Origin of the sequence: Flavobacterium gillisiae (genome assembly GCF_900107635.1) — a bacterium.
GTDB classification, from domain to species: Bacteria; Bacteroidota; Bacteroidia; order Flavobacteriales; family Flavobacteriaceae; genus Flavobacterium; species Flavobacterium gillisiae.
Genome location: NZ_FNRD01000026.1, coordinates 1 through 1688, shown reverse-complemented (window position 1 = coordinate 1688; position 1688 = coordinate 1). Strand labels below are relative to the sequence as shown.

1 protein-coding gene is annotated in these 1688 nt (G+C 46.0%); it reads left to right on the top strand.

All coding sequences use genetic code 11. From position 1 onward, the window contains the following. The coding region (locus BLV35_RS19375; RefSeq protein ID WP_176980665.1) for a beta strand repeat-containing protein at positions 1–1688 on the top strand (1688 nt) is incomplete at both ends.

Sequence of the window (1688 nt, the reverse complement as noted above, 5' to 3'; positions counted from 1 at the left end):
CCAAAAACCTGTGCTACAGTAACAGACAATGTAACGGTAACATCGGTAGTCACACCGATAACAGAAAGTGGAAGCATCGCTGCAACCGGCGGAATCGCGATTACTACTGTATTATCGAATGACACAACCAATGGAGTTGCAAGTACAACATCGAACTCTACAATCGCGCAAAGCGGTACATGGCCAACGGGAATTAGTTTAAACACGACTACCGGAGCAATAAGTGTAGCAGCAGGAACAGCACCTGGCGTATATGCCGTTGCTTACGAGTTATGTGATAAACTGACACCAAAAACCTGTGCTACAGTAACAGACAATGTAACGGTAACATCGGTAGTCAGCCCGATAACAGAAAGTGGAAGCATCGCTGCAACTGGCGGAATTGCGATCACTACTGTATTGTCGAATGACACAACCAATGGCGTTGCAAGTACAACAGTCAACTCTACAATCGCGCAAAGCGGTACATGGCCAACGGGAATTAGTTTAAACACGACTACCGGAGCAATAAGTGTAGCAGCAGGAACAGCACCTGGCGTATATGCCGTTGCTTACGAGTTATGTGATAAACTGACACCAAAAACCTGTGCTACAGTAACAGACAATGTAACGGTAACATCGGTAGTCACACCGATAACAGAAAGTGGAAGCATCGCTGCAACCGGCGGAATTGCGATCACTACTGTATTATCGAATGACACAACCAATGGCGTTGCAAGTACAACAGCCAACTCTACAATCGCGCAAAGCGGTACATGGCCAACGGGAATTAGTTTAAACACGACTACCGGAGCAATAAGTGTAGCAGCAGGAACAGCACCTGGCGTATATGCAGTTGCTTACGAGTTATGTGATAAACTGACACCAAAAACCTGTGCTACAGTAACAGACAATGTAACGGTAACATCGGTAGTCACACCGATAACAGAAAGTGGAAGCATCGCTGCAACTGGCGGAATTGCAATCACTACTGTATTATCGAATGACACAACCAATGGCGTTGCAAGTACAACATCGAACTCTACAATCGCACAAAGCGGTACATGGCCAACGGGAATTAGTTTAAACACGACTACCGGAGCAATAAGTGTAGCAGCAGGAACAGCACCTGGCGTATATGCCGTTGCTTACGAGTTATGTGATAAACTGACACCAAAAACCTGTGCTACAGTAACAGACAATGTAACGGTAACATCGGTAGTCACACCGATAACAGAAAGTGGAAGCATCGCTGCAACTGGCGGAATTGCGATCACTACTGTATTATCGAATGACACAACCAATGGCGTTGCAAGTACAACAGTCAACTCTACAATCGCACAAAGCGGTACATGGCCAACGGGAATTAGTTTAAACACGACTACCGGAGCAATAAGTGTAGCAGCAGGAACAGCACCTGGCGTATATGCAGTTGCTTACGAGTTATGTGATAAACTGACACCAAAAACCTGTGCTACAGTAACAGACAATGTAACGGTAACATCGGTAGTCACACCGATAACAGAAAGTGGAAGCATCGCTGCAACCGGCGGAATTGCGATCACTACTGTATTATCGAATGACACAACCAATGGCGTTGCAAGTACAACAGCCAACTCTACAATCGCACAAAGCGGTACATGGCCAACGGGAATTAGTTTAAACACGACTACCGGAGCAATAAGTGTAGCAGCAGGAACAGCACCTGG